The organism is Pseudomonas sp. LB3P58 (genome assembly GCF_054897895.1).
In genome coordinates this window covers 3,876,914-3,889,584 of the sequence record NZ_JBUBVE010000001.1, presented here as the reverse complement: position 1 = coordinate 3,889,584, position 12,671 = coordinate 3,876,914, and the positions used below count along the sequence as shown (strand labels likewise).

11 protein-coding genes are annotated in these 12,671 nt (G+C 60.5%); 5 read left to right on the top strand and 6 right to left on the bottom strand.

Features of this window, described 5'->3' with window-relative positions; translation table 11 throughout:
- Positions 1-240: 240 nt before the first annotated feature.
- Both ACYZTZ_RS18060 and ACYZTZ_RS18055 read right to left on the bottom strand, forming a co-directional pair.
- Positions 241-702 carry a MarR family winged helix-turn-helix transcriptional regulator gene (locus ACYZTZ_RS18060; RefSeq protein ID WP_095129095.1) on the bottom strand — a complete coding sequence of 154 codons (462 nt, stop codon included), beginning with the start codon at positions 700-702 and terminating at the stop codon, positions 241-243.
- A 69-nt stretch (positions 703-771) separates the two neighbouring features.
- Complete coding sequence (locus ACYZTZ_RS18055; protein WP_461999223.1) at positions 772-1,728, bottom strand: LysR family transcriptional regulator; 957 nt, start codon at positions 1,726-1,728, stop codon at positions 772-774.
- 112 nt (positions 1,729-1,840) lie between these two features.
- Between ACYZTZ_RS18055 and ACYZTZ_RS18050 the strand changes: the two genes are divergently transcribed.
- On the top strand, positions 1,841-2,590 hold the full coding sequence (locus tag ACYZTZ_RS18050; RefSeq protein ID WP_461999222.1) for a sulfite exporter TauE/SafE family protein: 750 nt from the start codon (positions 1,841-1,843) through the stop codon (positions 2,588-2,590).
- Here ACYZTZ_RS18050 and ACYZTZ_RS18045 read toward each other — a convergent pair.
- Positions 2,580-3,434: a LysR substrate-binding domain-containing protein gene (locus tag ACYZTZ_RS18045; protein WP_461999221.1), complete on the bottom strand. Its 855-nt coding sequence runs from the start codon at positions 3,432-3,434 to the stop codon at positions 2,580-2,582. The two genes, ACYZTZ_RS18050 and ACYZTZ_RS18045, sit on opposite strands and share 11 nt — an antisense overlap.
- Before the next feature lie 95 nt (positions 3,435-3,529).
- On the opposite strand from ACYZTZ_RS18045, the gene ACYZTZ_RS18040 reads away from it, so the two are divergent.
- Both ACYZTZ_RS18040 and ACYZTZ_RS18035 read left to right on the top strand, forming a co-directional pair.
- Positions 3,530-3,745 carry a DUF1127 domain-containing protein gene (locus ACYZTZ_RS18040; protein ID WP_033057173.1) on the top strand — a complete coding sequence of 72 codons (216 nt, stop codon included), beginning with the start codon at positions 3,530-3,532 and terminating at the stop codon, positions 3,743-3,745.
- Between the two features lie 64 nt (positions 3,746-3,809).
- Positions 3,810-5,039 carry a winged helix-turn-helix domain-containing protein gene (locus tag ACYZTZ_RS18035; protein WP_461999220.1) on the top strand — a complete coding sequence of 410 codons (1,230 nt, stop codon included), beginning with the start codon at positions 3,810-3,812 and terminating at the stop codon, positions 5,037-5,039.
- Between the two features lie 104 nt (positions 5,040-5,143).
- Here the strand turns inward: ACYZTZ_RS18035 and ACYZTZ_RS18030 are convergent, their stop codons facing one another.
- On the bottom strand, positions 5,144-6,490 hold the full coding sequence (locus tag ACYZTZ_RS18030; protein ID WP_461999219.1) for a class II 3-deoxy-7-phosphoheptulonate synthase: 1,347 nt from the start codon (positions 6,488-6,490) through the stop codon (positions 5,144-5,146).
- A 149-nt stretch (positions 6,491-6,639) separates the two neighbouring features.
- On the opposite strand from ACYZTZ_RS18030, the gene ACYZTZ_RS18025 reads away from it, so the two are divergent.
- Positions 6,640-7,395 (top strand): spermidine synthase, encoded by a 756-nt coding sequence (locus tag ACYZTZ_RS18025; protein ID WP_046047519.1) that lies wholly within the window; start codon positions 6,640-6,642, stop codon positions 7,393-7,395.
- Between the two features lie 112 nt (positions 7,396-7,507).
- Here the strand turns inward: ACYZTZ_RS18025 and ACYZTZ_RS18020 are convergent, their stop codons facing one another.
- Positions 7,508-8,299 (bottom strand): crotonase/enoyl-CoA hydratase family protein, encoded by a 792-nt coding sequence (locus tag ACYZTZ_RS18020; protein ID WP_461999218.1) that lies wholly within the window; start codon positions 8,297-8,299, stop codon positions 7,508-7,510.
- A 422-nt stretch (positions 8,300-8,721) separates the two neighbouring features.
- On the opposite strand from ACYZTZ_RS18020, the gene ACYZTZ_RS18015 reads away from it, so the two are divergent.
- Positions 8,722-10,395 carry a DEAD/DEAH box helicase gene (locus ACYZTZ_RS18015; protein ID WP_008146183.1) on the top strand — a complete coding sequence of 558 codons (1,674 nt, stop codon included), beginning with the start codon at positions 8,722-8,724 and terminating at the stop codon, positions 10,393-10,395.
- Positions 10,396-10,515: 120 nt separating this feature from the next.
- On the opposite strand, the gene ACYZTZ_RS18010 is transcribed toward ACYZTZ_RS18015, so the two are convergent.
- Positions 10,516-12,669 (bottom strand): mechanosensitive ion channel family protein, encoded by a 2,154-nt coding sequence (locus tag ACYZTZ_RS18010; protein ID WP_461999217.1) that lies wholly within the window; start codon positions 12,667-12,669, stop codon positions 10,516-10,518.
- Between the last annotated feature and the right edge of the window lie 2 nt (positions 12,670-12,671).

Below are 12,671 nucleotides of genomic sequence, written 5' to 3'. Positions count from 1 at the left end.
TGAAAAAAGTTTTGGCTCGGGGCGGGCGCTGATTAGATGTGTTGAGCTAGAGCTGTTGCGGCAGGATTTTCAGCGAAGAATTTTTTACGGGGGGGGGGGCGAGGTCGGAGGGACACCACAAAGCAAGTGTGGGAGCGAGCTTGCTCGCGATGGCGGTGTGTCAGCTAACATCATTGCTGAATGTCACACTGCAATCGCGAGCAAGCTCGCTCCCACAGGGGATTTGTGATGATTTGAAGATTACAGGCTGTCTTGCAGATTGCTGCGCAGCGTTTGCAGTTCCGCTTGCAGTTTCTGCAGTCTCTCCAGCGTCATCCCGCTGGCGCCGAGGATGCACTGGGGAATACCGCGCGCCCGCTCCCGCAATGCACGACCCTGTTCGGTGAGTTCGACAATCACCACCCGCTCGTCTTCACGGCTGCGGGTGCGGCTGAGTAAACCTTCGACTTCCAGGCGTTTGAGCAACGGCGTCAATGAGCCAGGATCGGTCAGCAGGCGCGTGCTGATTTCGCCTACGGTCAAACCGTCCTGTTCCCACAACACCATCATCGCCAGGTATTGCGGATAGGTCAGGCCCAGTGCTTGCAACAGCGGCTTGTAGACCTTGGTCATCAGCAGCGAGGTGGAGTGCAGGGCGAAGCAGGCCTGATTATCCAGCAGCAGGTCGTCGCAGTTATCGGGGGTGTTGCGCTCGGTGGTCATTTCGAAGCCTTGATCAGTGATCGTCATCAATCTAGCGGGCGAATCTTTAATGCGCCAGATAATTCTAGCCTAGTGCCGGTCGAGGGTACTTTGCAGCGCCAGATCCCACGGCGGGATCGGGCTGAAGCGGGTTTTCAGGTATTCGAGCAATAAGCGACTGCGGGGATTGGGTTGTTGCTCAAGGCGCAAGGCATAAATGCCGGTCGTTTCCGGTGGTGGCAGGCCGTTCTCGCAGAACAGCGGAAGCAGTTCACCGCGTAACAGGTATTCGCTGGTCAACCAGGTTGGTAAGTGTGCGATACCCAGCCCGGCCAATGCGCCGCAGACCAAAGCCTCGGCGTTATTGGCACTCATGCGGATGCGCGCCGGGCGGTGCAAGTGCATCTGCCCGTCCCGTTCGAAGCGCCAGGCGAACGGCGGGGCCAGGCCATCCCAGTCGAGCCCGTCGTGTTCAATCAGCTGCGCCGGATCGGTCGGCACACCACGCCGTTGCAAATACTCCGGGCTGGCGCAGGCAATGCGCACCATGCTCGCCAGCGGCGTGGCCACCAGCCGGGTATCGGCCATTTGCCCGGCGCGCAGCACCAGATCGACCTTGCCCAGATTCAAACCCTGCATGTCGACGAAACTGTCGATCAAGTGCAGTTGCACGTCGAGACCGGGATAGAGCATCAGAAAGTCGGCAATCACCGGCGCCAGATGTCGCCGCCCGAACGCTGCCGGTGCATCGATCCGGATCAAGCCTTCAGGTGCGCTGCTCAAGGATACCGCCTCAGCCCGAGCCAGCCGCAGTTCAGCCACGATCCGCCGCGCGCGCTCGGCAAACGCCAAACCCGCCGGGGTCGCGCGCACCGCGTGGGTGCTGCGTATGAACAACTGGCTGCCGACGGCGTTTTCCAGGCTGTCGATGCGCCGGGCCACTGCCGAAGGGGTCAGCGGGTGGCGACGGGACGCGGCGGAAAAACTGCCGGTTTCCAGCACGTCGAGGAACAGACCCAGTTGTTCGGTCAATTGATTGGGGTTCATGGTGTTGTCAGCGCTTGTGCGAAGTTGGCACAGCCATTGTGCGTTGCTGTGCGTTTCCCCGCCAGCGCCGACTGCGTAGGATGAATAGCCTGACGTGAAGGGAAAATCGACTGTGATTGAGTTTTTGATGTACCTGATGTTTGGCGCCGCCCTCGGAACCCTCGGTGGGTTATTTGGCATTGGCGGTGGTTTGATTGCGATCCCGTTGCTGGGCGTGTTGTTCAGCCTCGATCAGCAAATTGCCCAAGGCACGGCGCTGGTGATGGTGGTGCCCAACGTGATGTTGGCGCTGTGGCGTTATCACCAGCGCAACCGGATTGAATTGCGCCATGCGCTGCCATTGGCGTCGATGGGGTTCTGTTTTGCCTGGATCGGCTCGATCTGGGCGGTGGGCATTGATGCGCAAACCATGCGCGTCGGATTTGTTGCGTTCCTGATTGCCTTGTCGGCCTACAACCTGGTGCGAATGTTCTGTGCCAACGCGCCAGTGTCTGCGCAGATGAATTACTCATGGCCATGGCTGGGCGTGCTCGGTGCCGCCTCCGGCACCATGGGTGGGTTGTTTGGCGTGGGCGGGGCGGTGGTGGCAACGCCGGTGCTGACCAGTCTGTTCGGCACCAGTCAGGTGGTTGCGCAGGGTTTGTCGCTGGCGCTGGCGTTGCCGAGTACCGGCGTCACGCTGGTGACTTACGCGGTGCACCATCAGGTGGACTGGATGATCGGCCTGCCCTTGGCGGTCGGCGGGCTGATGAGCATCAGCTGGGGCGTGAGAATCGCCCACGCACTGCCGGAGCGACTGCTGCGCGGGTTGTTCTGTGGCTTTCTGGTGCTCTGCGCGGTGATGCTCGCCCTTAAAGTTTGAAGCCTTCGACGATGTGTTCGGCCAGGCACTCAGTGATCGGCGACGGGTTGTGCAGGTTGCGCACCAGCATGATGCTGGCCTCGGGCAGAATCGGCAGGTCTTCGGCTTCACCGAGAATGCGCATGTCCGGGGTGACCAGGCTTTCCAGCTGCGCGGTCACCGCCAGGCCGGCGCTGACCACCGCCATGATTGCCGACAGGCTGTCGCTGTTGTACGCCACGCGGTAATCGCGACCCATGGCATCCAGTGCATTGCAGGCCCATAAGCGGCAGAAGCAATCACTGTTGAACATCGCCAGCGGCAGCGGCGTTTGCTCATGAGCACTGAAACATTGGGCTTCGGCCCAGACGAAATGCTCCTTGCGCAATAGTTGGCCGATCTCGTTGCCTGGTTCACGGGTGACGATGGTCAAGTCCAGGTCCTGGCGCAGCAGCAATTGTTTTGATGATTCGCAATGCACCTCGATCTGGATCAGTGGATACGTCTGGGCAAATCGCCGCAGAATCCCCGGCAAAAAACGCATCACGTAATCGTCCGGCGTACCGATGCGCACCATGCCGACCATGTGCGGCTCGCGCAAGGTGTTGAACACCTCGCTGTGCAGCTTGAGGATGCGTCGGGCATAACCCAGCAGTACCTGACCCTCAGCCGTCAGGCGCACCTGCCGTCCGTCGCGCTGGAATAGTTGACGCTGCAACACATCCTCCTCCAGCCGCTTCATCTGCATGCTCACGGCGGACTGAGTGCGATTGACTAACTCGCCGGCCCGGGTAAAACCGCCCTGGTCAGCGATGGCGACAAAGGTGCGCAGCACTTCGGTGTCGATACTTGGGAAGGCGGACATTCATCAATCTCCGAGATGTGTTACATCAGAAACATTCGTTGGATTGATCTTAGTCCCGGCGCGACACTTGAGCCATCCAAACGGAGGGCAACAAGATGAAAGGTCAACATGAATATCCAGCAGTAGAAAAGCACTCGATCCACCTGGTATCCGATCTGCTGCACAAATTCAGTCGCTGGTACGAACTTCACCGGGAGCGCGAGTTGTTGGCGAGTCTGAGCGATGAAGCACTGAAGGACATCGGCATGAGTCGTGCGGATGTGGAGTTCGAGTCGGTCAAACCGTTCTGGAATGACCCGATGCACAAATGAGTCATGCACAACTACACAAACCGTCTCCCGGTGAGGTAGGTTGCGAGCAGACAAGGAGATGCTCATGCCCGCAACACTGTCCTTTTCCATCAAACAGGCTCGGCGTCTGGCGCTGGCCGCCCAAGGGTTCAACGGGCGCCAGCCGCCAGCGGCGATCAAACCGGTTCAGCTCAATCGTCTGATCGAGCGGCTGGGTATTCTGCAGATCGATTCGGTCAATGCATTGGTGCGTTCGCACTACCTTCCCTTGTTTTCCCGCCTCGGCAATTACTCATCCGACTTGCTCGACCAGGCTGCCTGGAGTTCGGGCCGGCGGCGCACGCTCTTCGAGTACTGGGGGCATGAAGCGTCGTTGCTGCCCTTGTCGATGTACCCGTTGATGCGCTGGCGCATGCTGCGTGCGACCCGTGGTGAAGATATCTACCAGCAACTGGCACGTTTCGGGCGTGAGCAGCAGGACACGATTCGCCGGGTGCTGGCCTCGGTTCAGGAGCTGGGCGCGCTGGGTGCCGGAAGCCTGTCGACCCGTCAGGAACGGGCAGGGCCCTGGTGGGACTGGAGCGCGGAAAAGCATGCGCTGGAATGGTTGTTCGCCGCCGGTGAAGTGACCGTGGCCGGGCGGCGTGGATTCGAGCGGCTTTATGATCTGCCGGAGCGGGTGATTCCTTCGGCGATTCTTGCGCAGCCGCTGTTGAGTGAGGCCGAGGCCCAGCGCGGCCTGTTGCTGCATGCCGCGACAGCGTTGGGCGTCGGAACAGAAAAAGACCTGCGGGATTACTTTCGCTTGAGTCCAGGTGATGCCCGTCCGCGCTTGGCGGAACTGGTGGAGGCGGGTGAATTACTGAGCTGTGAAGTCCAGGGCTGGCGGCAACCGGCCTATTGTCTGCCGGAGCCGAAAGTGCCGCGCAAGGTTGAGACTAGCGCTTTGCTTTCACCCTTCGACTCACTGATTTGGGAGCGCAGCCGCACTGAGCGGTTGTTCGATTTCCGCTATCGGCTGGAGATTTATACGCCGCCGGACAAGCGGGTCTACGGCTACTACGTGTTGCCGTTTTTGCACAATGAACGGATTGCCGCGCGGGTGGATCTGCGCGCCGAGCGGGCGTTGGGCAGGCTGGCGGTGCACGCTGTGCATGAGGAAGAGCCGGGGCTGGATGAGGAGGGGATGCTGGCGTTGGCGGTCAATCTGCGGCGAATGGCGGATTGGTTGGGGCTTGAGCGGGTTCAACTGAATTGCCCGCGGGCGAGTGCGGCGCGGTTGAGGGTGGCATTGGCACAAATTGGCGGTGACTGAGCGGACGCCTTCGCGAGCAAGCCCGCTCCCACAGTTGACCGAGCTGTCCAAACGGACGCGGTCTAATGTGGGAGCGGGCTTGCTCGCGAAGGGGTCGACGCGATTTAACGGCGGACTTGCTTCAGGGTTTCAGCAATCAAAAACGCCAACTCCAGCGACTGGTCGGCATTCATCCGCGGGTCGCAATGGGTGTGATACCGATCCGACAACCCGTCTTCGGTAATCGGCCGCGCACCGCCAATGCATTCAGTGACATTCTGCCCGGTCATCTCGATGTGGATGCCGCCGGCATACGTGCCTTCCGCTTCGTGAACCTGGAAGAACTGCTTCACTTCGCCAAGGATCTGCGCAAAGTCGCGGGTCTTGTAGCCGCTGCTCGCCTTGATGGTGTTGCCGTGCATCGGGTCGCAACTCCACAGCACTTGCTTGCCTTCGCGTTGCACGGCACGGATCAGTTGCGGCAGGTGATCGCCGACCTTGTTCGCACCCATCCGCGCAATCAGGTTCAGACGGCCCGGATCGTTGTCGGGGTTGAGCACATCGATCAGGAGAATCAGGTCTTCGGGGTTCATGCTCGGGCCGACTTTGACCCCGATCGGATTGTTCACGCCACGCAGGAATTCGACGTGAGCGCCGTCGAGCTGACGGGTGCGGTCGCCGATCCACAGCATGTGCGCCGAGCAATCGTAGTAATCGTTGGTCAGGCTGTCACGACGCACGAAGGCTTCTTCGTAGTTCAGCAGCAACGCTTCGTGGGCGGTGAAGAAACTGGTTTCGCGCAGTTGCGGCGAGCTGTCCATGCCGCAGGCACGCATGAAGGCCAGGGTTTCATCGATGCGATCGGCCAGGTGGCTGTACTTCTCGGCCAGCGCCGAGTTGGCGATGAAGTCCAGGTTCCACTTGTGCACCTGATGCAGGTCGGCAAAACCGCCCTGGGCGAAGGCGCGCAGCAGGTTCAGGGTCGCGGTGGACTGGTGGTAGGACTGGAGCAAGCGCTCCGGGTCCGGCACGCGGCTTTTTTCGTCGAAACCGATGCCGTTGACGATGTCGCCACGGTAGGCCGGCAGGGTCACGCCGTCGATGGTTTCGTCGTTGGACGAACGCGGTTTGGCGAATTGCCCGGCCATGCGCCCGACCTTGACCACCGGGCAACCGGCAGCGAAGGTCATGACGATCGCCATTTGCAACAGGACTTTAAAGGTGTCGCGGATTTTCGCGGCGGAGAACTCGGCGAAGCTTTCGGCGCAGTCGCCGCCCTGCAGCAGAAACGCGCGGCCCTGGGTCACTTCGGCAAACTGACGGCGCAACTCCCGGGCTTCACCGGCAAACACCAGCGGCGGATAACTGGCCAGCGTTTGCTCGACGTGCAGCAAATGCGCTGCGTCGGGGTAATGGGGTTGTTGCTGGATCGGCAGGGCGCGCCAGCTGTCAGGGCTCCAGGGTTGGCTCATCACGGTCTCTAGTGTTTTACGCTCGGACGGTCATGTTATCAGCAATTAGTGCGTGACCTGTTCCCGTCGCTTCGCGGACAATCGCGCTTTTGCCGCGCCACTCCGCGGTTTTATTGCGTTGCCGGGCCCGGTGACGATCAGGAGACGAAATGACTGAGGAGCGCGTCGAGCATCTGCTCGCCGAGGTACAGGATGAGTTCGGCGTGATTCGCGTGCTGGAAGTGGCCGATTACCGTTTTCTCGAGTTCGGTGATGCCATCGAACAGAGTTGCGTGTTCACGGCCGATCCAAGCTGGCTCGAATACGATTACACCCGGGCCATGCTGATCGGCGCGTTGTGCCACGAGCAGCCGGAAAGCGCGCTGTTCCTCGGCCTCGGAGCCGGCACCCTGACCCAGGCCTGCCTCAAGTTTCTGCCGCTGGAAGACGTCGAAGCCATCGAGCTGCGTCCCGATGTGCCGCGCCTGGCCATTGAATACCTTGGGCTGGATGACGATCCGCGGCTGTATATCCGGGTGGGCGATGCGCTGGAACTGCTCGATACCGCTGAGCCGGCGGATCTGATTTTCGTCGACCTCTATACCGATGTCGGGCCGGGTGTCGGGCATCTGGCGTGGAATTTCCTGGAAAACTGTCAGAAACGCCTGAATCCGGGTGGCTGGCTGGTGATCAATCAGTGGGCCACCGATGATGGCAAGCCGTTGGGCGCCGCATTGTTTCGCGGGCTCTATCACCGGCATTACTGGGAACTGCCAGTGAAGGAGGGCAATGTGATTCTGCTCGTGCCTTCGGAACTGGATCAGGAACTGGACATGGACGGCTTGATCGCCCGCGCCGAAGGGCTGGCGCCGCGGTTGGGGTATTCGTTGCAGTCGTTGATCAAGGCAATCCGCCCGGCTACCTGATGTTGTCGCCTGTGATGGCCTCTTCGCGAGCAGGCTCGCTCCCACAGGGGAATGCATTTCAAATGTGGGAGCGAGCCTGCTCGCGAAGAGGCCATAGCAGCCAATACATGCCTCAAACCCCTTTGAAGACCCCCGGCCGCTTCTCGATCATCGACCGCACGCCTTCCTTGGCATCCTCACTGGCCAGCAACTTCTTCACCAGTGGCGGCAAACCCTGCGTCGCCGCTGTTTCCCCTTCATAACGCGCCTGCCTCGCAGACATCAACGTCGCCTGAACCCCAAGCGGCGCCTGCCGGGCAATCCGCTCGGCCAACTCCATCGCCCGTGGCAGCAGATCCTCGCTGGCCATGACTTCCTGCACCAAGCCCAGGTGCAACGCCTCATGGGCATCGAATTCATCGCCAGTCAGCAGCCAGCGCATGGCATTGCCCCAGCCAGCGACCTGATGCAGGCGCAACGTGGCGCCGCCGAACGGGAAGATCCCGCGTTGCACTTCTTTCTGGGCGAAACGGGTGTTGCTGGCGCACAGGTTGATATCGGCGGCCAGCATCAATTCGATCCCGACGGTCAGGCAGTAGCCTTGCGCGGCGACAATCACTGGTTTGCTGACCCTGGGGCCGGCGAAAACACCCCATGGATCGCAGCCGCCGGGCGGTGCCTGCCAGCCTTCGGCCAGGGCCGCACTGGCACTGACCAGATCCAGCCCCGCGGTGAAATGCTCTCCATGGCCGAACACCACCGCCACCCGCGCCTCGCTGTCGGCCTCGAACTCGCCATAGGCCAGGCTCAGTTCGTTGAGCAGGTCGAGATCGAAGGCGTTGCGTTTGCCCACCCGATCCAGGCCGATCATCAGGACATGACCGTGCCGTTCACGGCTCACACGACTGGAGCAGGGCTGATTCATTGGGCATTTCCTCGGGCGGGAAGGGGGGTGTCAGACAGCAGGTCTGCCTGATAACGATGAACCGTTTTAGCGCCATCGCCAGCAGGGCCGGGCCTTTGAAAAATAGACCGTTGCACGATTATCCGCAAAGCCTGTGACACAACGGTGTATCCGTCACTTTTCCGACAAATAATGCTCCCTTTTTGGGCTAATTCCGGTATAGTGCGCGCCGGCCTTTAACCGGGCCGCGTTTAGGTAGCGCAATTCCCCGAAGTCAGCTTCGGCTGCACGTCCGTACAGCGGACTCTCCCTTGACGAATCTTTTTCATTCATTCGTTTTCGCAAATCCCCGCCGACAAAGCAGCCAGGGCGACTCTTGAGTCTTACACGGCATGCGCAGCTTTGGAGCATGGGTCTTTGCGGATGCACTTAGAGGCAGACCCATGACCCAGGAAACCGGCGGCTTCGCCGCTTTTAATCTTAATCCGAATATTCTTGCAGCCGTCATTGCGACTGGCTACGAAGAGCCTTCGGCTATTCAGCAGCAATCGATCCCGATCATCATGGCCGGCCACGACATGATTGGTCAGGCGCAAACCGGTACGGGTAAAACCGCTGCGTTCGCCCTGCCGATCCTGCATCGCATCGATCCTGCCAAGCGCGAGCCGCAAGCCCTGATCCTGGCGCCAACCCGTGAGTTGGCGCTGCAAGTAGCAACCGCTTTCGAAACCTACGCCAAGCAAATGCCGGGCGTTACCGTTGTGGCCGTTTACGGCGGCGCCCCTATGGGTCCACAACTGAAAGCAATCCGTAATGGCGCACAGATCGTTGTCGCCACTCCGGGCCGTCTGTGCGACCACCTGCGTCGCGACGAAAAAGTTCTGTCGACCGTGAACCACCTGGTTCTCGACGAAGCTGACGAAATGTTGAAACTGGGTTTCATGGACGACCTCGAAGTTATCTTCAAGGCTCTGCCTCCAACCCGTCAGACCGTATTGTTCTCGGCCACCTTGCCGCAGTCGATCCGTGCCATTGCCGAACGCCATCTGCGCGATCCGCAACACGTGAAGATCCAGACCAAGACTCAGACCGTTACCGCGATCGAACAGGCTCACCTGTTGGTTCACGCTGACCAGAAGACCTCGGCTGTATTGAGCCTGCTGGAAGTTGAAGACTTCGATGCCCTGATCATGTTCGTGCGCACCAAGCAAGCGACCCTGGACCTGGCCAGTGCCCTGGAAGCCAAAGGCTACAAAGCCGCTGCGCTGAACGGTGACATTGCTCAGAACCAACGTGAGCGCGTGATCGAATCCCTCAAGGATGGCCGTCTGGACATCGTTGTGGCGACCGACGTTGCTGCTCGTGGTCTGGACGTTCCGCGCATCACTCACGTGTTCAACGTTGACATGCCGTACGATCCAGAGTCCTACGTTCACCGTATCGGCCGTACCGGCCGTGCCGGTCGCGAAGGTCGTGCACTGCTGCTGGTGACTCCACGTGAGCGCCGCATGCTGCAAGTGATCGAGCGTGTAACCGGTCAGAAAGTTGCCGAAGTTCGCCTGCCGGACGCTCAGGCTGTTCTCGATGCCCGCATCAAGAAACTGACCAACAGCCTGTCGCCGCTGGTGGCTGATGCCGAATCGACTCACGGTGATCTGCTGGATCGCCTGACTGCCGACATCGGTTGCACCCCGCGTGCACTGGCCGCTGCTCTGCTGCGCAAGGCAACCAACGCTCAGGCGTTGACCCTGGCTGCCATCGAGAAAGAACGTCCACTGGTGCCGAACAACGCACCGCGTGGCGATCGTCCAGAGCGTACCGGTGATCGTCCGGACCGTGGTGATCGTGAGCGTCGTGCTCCGGTTCCATTGGCCGAAGGTCGTGCTCGTTGCCGTACCGCGCTGGGTGCGCGTGACGGTATCGCTGCCAAGAACCTGCTGGGCGCTATCCTCAATGAGGGTGGTCTGGCTCGCGAAGCAATCGGTCGCATCCAGGTGCGTGACAGCTTCAGCCTCGTTGAGCTGCCGGAAGATGGTCTGGAGCGTCTGCTGACCAAGCTGAAGGACACTCGCGTTGCCGGTAAGCAGTTGAAGCTGCGTCGCTATCGCGAAGATTGATCCGCTCTCGGGCTGATTGATCGAACATAAAAAATCCCCGACTGGTTCGGGGATTTTTTTTGGGCGCCGTTTGTAGCAGCTGTCGAGCCTGCGAGGCTGCGTTCGGCAACTGCTACAGGGCTATTCCTGCGTTTGGCCGCCACCTGCCGTGATCACCTGCACGCTCATGCGTGGTGTCGCCAGGTCGAGCCCGGCTTCGTCCAGGTGTCGCTTGAGTGACAGGTTGAACGCTCGGGACACTTCCCACTGCTTGATCGGCGCGGTCTTGAACCGGGCGCGAAGAATCGCGTTGCCTGACTCGAAACTCTCGACACCCTGAATCTCCAGTGGCGACCAGATGTTGCGCCGTTGCAGTGGGTCGGTGCGCATCTTCTGACCGACGTCGCGCATCAGTTTGATCGCGTTATCGATGTCCATGCCGGAGGGGATCGCCACCCGGAAAATCGCGTAGCCGAATTCCCGGGAGTAGTTCTTGATGCTTTTGATTTCGCTGAACGGAATGGTGTGGACGATACCGTCGATGTCCCGCAGGCGCACGGTACGAATGGTCAGCCCTTCGACGGTGCCGAGGTGGCCTCCGACGTCGACGTAGTCGTCGATGGCCAGCGAGTCTTCGATGATGATGAACAGCCCGGTGATCAGGTCCGCCACCAGTGACTGTGCACCGAAACCGATGGCCAGGCCGATCACGCCGGCACCGGCCAGCAATGGTGTGACGTTCATGCCCATGTTCGCCAGGGCGACGATCAGCGCAATGATGAAAATCGCCACGAACAACACGTTGCGGATCAGCGGCATCATTGTCTGCGCGCGGGCATTTGCCAGGCCTTTGCGCGAGCGGGTGAGGGCGTGGTGCACGGCGGTGTCGCTGAGAATCCAGATCAGCCAGGCAAAAATCAGCGTGCCGCCAAGGCTGAACAGTTTGACGCTGACTTCATGGCCTTCGCCTTCGGTGAAACGGATCAGCGACATGCCCCAGACCCGCAGGCCGAGTTCGATGAACGCGAGCCACACCACCACATGAGCGAGTGTGTAGAAGAAGCTTTTCAGGCGCTCCGAATACAGCGCATGACGCTTCACGCTGCGCTGCGGTTTGAGTGAATGGCGGCGCACCAAGCCGTTGATGACCATGCACAACACCAGCAGCACGGTGCAGATCAGCGACTGACGCAGTGCAGTGCTGGTATCGCCGGCCGAGACGAACGTGGCGAACAGCGAAATACCCACCAGCACTAGCGCCGGCATGTACCAGAAGGTCCCGAGAATCTCGATCGTGTCGCTGAGGGCGCGGCGGGTCAGGCGCCGGGACAGCGGTTGGTTGCGGATCAAGTGGGCGATGGGGCGACGGAACCGCAGGATGAACAGCCCTGTGGACAATGCTGCCAGTACGTTGGCGACCGTCGCGGCGGTGTGCGCCAGATGACTGCCAAGGCTTTCGACCAGTCGCGGATCGCTCAGGGCTTCACCGAAGGCGGCAAAACTGCCGATCAGCCACAGCGGCCGAAAGGCTTGATGCCGCAGGATGTACAAGGCCCGGTGGCGGTGTGGGCCGTCGAGCACCGAAAAGGCGATCACGCAGATCGCCGAAAAACAGGTGCCGACCACCAGCGCATAAGCCAACACCATGGCCAGGCTTTTGCCCAGTGACGAGGGCAGGGCGTAGCTCATGTAGACCGTCATCACCAAGGCAATCAGCCACGGCCCGAGTTTGCGCAGGGCGAAGCGCAGCATGTCCAGGGCCTTGGGGTGCTGCGGCAGTTCTTCGGTCAGGCCGAAGCGCATCCGCACCCGGTGGCTGACCCAGATCAGCGCGGCGGCCAGCAAACTCCAGAGCATCAGGATCATGGCAAAGGCAAAGATGATCGGCAGCCATTCATTGGCCGGCAGCACCAGCGCTGTCAGTTCATCTTCAGCCAGTTTGAACTCTTCGGACCAGCGAGTGAGAGGGCTGTCGGCGCCTGAAAACTGCTTTTCGAAACTGGCCAGGGTGCCACCGATCAGTCCCAGGACGCCTACTTCGGTGACCGGCTGGGCCTTTTTGGTGACATCGCGCAGCTTCTTCAAATCCGCCAGCAATTTGGAGCGTTGCTGATCGTTCTCCAGCGACTTGATGACTTCATCCAGGGATTGCCCCAAGGGCTCTTGCGCCTCTGGCTGTTTTGCCGAGCTGTTGAGCAGGCTGGGCAAGCCGACCGCCTGGGCAGGCGCCATCGGCAGCAGCGTCATGAGGCAGACAAGGAATAAACACGGCAGGGCAAAAAGACGAGCGAACACTA